The sequence below is a fragment of the Streptomyces sp. H39-S7 genome (assembly GCF_027158205.1).
In the GTDB taxonomy this organism is placed as follows: Bacteria; Actinomycetota; Actinomycetes; order Streptomycetales; family Streptomycetaceae; genus Actinacidiphila.
Map to the genome: position 1 here is coordinate 1 of NZ_JAPVLU010000132.1, position 2,058 is coordinate 2,058.

General features: G+C 65.2%; 2 protein-coding genes. Both read right to left on the bottom strand.

What is annotated here, in order from left to right:
* Positions 1 to 322: 322 nt before the first annotated feature.
* Positions 323 to 703, bottom strand: a complete 381-nt coding sequence (locus O3X23_RS43805; RefSeq protein WP_269280976.1) for a hypothetical protein — start codon at positions 701 to 703, stop codon at positions 323 to 325.
* Positions 700 to 1,170, bottom strand: coding sequence for a transcriptional regulator (locus O3X23_RS43810; protein WP_269280980.1), 471 nt, complete (start codon positions 1,168 to 1,170; stop codon positions 700 to 702). The genes O3X23_RS43805 and O3X23_RS43810 overlap by 4 nt, the downstream gene beginning before the upstream one ends.
* Positions 1,171 to 2,058: the final 888 nt, after the last annotated feature.

The window sequence follows — 2,058 nt, forward strand, 5'->3', positions numbered from 1 at the left end:
CACCGGTTTTGTTCTGCTCCTCCAGAACACGTCGGTACCACTGGCGATACCGACGTCATGCCAGGGACCGTGCTGACTGACGTGGGAAAACACTCATCGGGCGGCAGGGTTTCCCCTGGAGGGGAACGATGTATCGCGGTGGCAGCTTGGGCGGTCGTTACCGCAGGTCAGAGAGTCCGGGAGAGGTCCTGAAACAGCCTCGAATAGCTGCCCCACCTGCCGTTTCCCTCCTGGGGGAACGATGTAACGCCCCCAGCGACACAAGAACGGCGCCGCACCGTGAGGTGCAGCGCCGTGGTGCCCGGCCGGCCGGCCGGGCGGGTCAGGAGGCGTGAAGGTGCCGGACAGTTGCCAGGGGCGCGTCGTCGTCGTCCGTAGGCTCGGGCGGTGCCGGCGGTAGGCCCGTCGCCTTGGTGCCGAGGCGGTAGAACTTCACACCGACGGCGGTGTAGGCGAGCTGGAGCCAGCCGTTCTCGGCGAGCCGGCCGATGCTGCGCGAGGCACTGGTGGTGCTCAGGCCGACCATCCGGCCGATGTCCGTGGCGGTGCTGCGGACCGGCTCACCCATCCATACGGCTGTGGCGTAGTACATGAGGACCTTGACATCGGCGCCCTGCTTGAGCTGGGACCGGAGCAGGAGGTCGTTGAGCTCGGCGGCCTCCATGAAGCGCGGGACGAACGACTCGGCGATCTGCGTGGTCATGACGCCTCCTTCTTCTCCGGCGGGCAAGTGATCGACGGGTGCCGCGCGTGCTGCGTGGCGTGCCTCTGCTGCCCCGAGGAGCCGTCGTAGGCAGCCCGGGAGTTCAGCTTGTAGAACTTCACCCGGCCCACCTTCTCCGCCTCCAGGAGGTAGCCCCCTCGATGAAGGTTACCCACGGACTTGCTCACTGCGTTCGGCCGCAACTCCAGGTTGATGCCGATCTCGCGGAAGCTCTCCCGCAGCGGCTCGTCCCCGGGCGGCGAGTTGAACAGGTAGTAGCCCCAGACCAGCTTGTCGTTCTTCGCGTACCCGCTGTCCTTCGAGAACAGCGCCGCGCCCAGCTTCTTGCTGACGTTGACGTGCCGACCGCCGCCGCTCCACGCGAACGGCTTGTCGTTCCTGTCGAGCAGCTCCAGCTGAAGGTACTCGCCGGTGCTCGTGTTGGTTGCTGGCCTTGCCCGGCCCATACCGCTCCTCACCTCGGGCTTTCCCCTGGAGGGGAACGATGTACGCGCCCTGACCGTAGTGGGCGTTTCCCCTGGAGGGGAACCCGCCACGCCGAATTGCCCCGAAACGGCATGTGATCATTTCCCCTAGAGGGGAAAGCTGCGTCCGGATTGATACTCAACTAGCCCCCAGCGATACATCACATGGCCACTGAGCTGCGGTGATGCCTGATCGTTCTATACGTCCCCATCCCGCCGTCGACCAGGTGCCGGCCGGGCCCCAGGTGGCTGAGGCTGCTTCGCGTGCGGCACCGTGCCCTCGCGCGAGTCACTGGACGGCAGCAGCGGCTCTGAGTCTCGGGTGGTGCCGACCGTGACGAACAAGCACCAACAGGAGTGGCTGGTCTCCGTAGCGGGTTCCGCCGCCCGGCCCGGGGGCCGTTCGGCTCCGGCACCTCCGCACGTCGGAATTCACCCTTTCCCATATCGCAGATACCGTTCTGTGGCGAAGGTCCGCAGCTTCTCAATTCGTGAATTACTGGCGTAAGTAGATGGATGAAATACGCGCTGACGATTACGCAAATGTTGCGCTTTGCCCGAGTGGCTTAGGGGTATCCTTCGTTTTCACCAGCGTTATCGGGGCAATTCTGCTCCATGGTTCCCTTGGACCCTTCCCTTATCTCAGAGTCTAGCGGAGTGCTATGTTAGATGCAGCGGAACGGCAGAACCGCCGTTGCGGACCACCCGAACGAGCGACCACCCCGTCCTGGCGCCCCGAGTCCATCCGACCCACAGGCGCGAAGCGCCCCCACCCTCCCGCCCCCAAACGGGCGAAGCCCGCCCCACCCCACCATCCAAGGCCGAAGGCCGCTCGCACACTCCCCATCCAGCAACTCCACAGCGAAGCAG

Excerpts from the sequence above, each read along its gene's own strand:
- O3X23_RS43805 (WP_269280976.1), bottom strand. The coding sequence starts at position 703 with ATGACCACGCAGATCGCCGAGTCGTTCGTCCCGCGCTTCATGGAGGCC.
- O3X23_RS43810 (WP_269280980.1), bottom strand. The coding sequence starts at position 1,170 with ATGGGCCGGGCAAGGCCAGCAACCAACACGAGCACCGGCGAGTACCTT.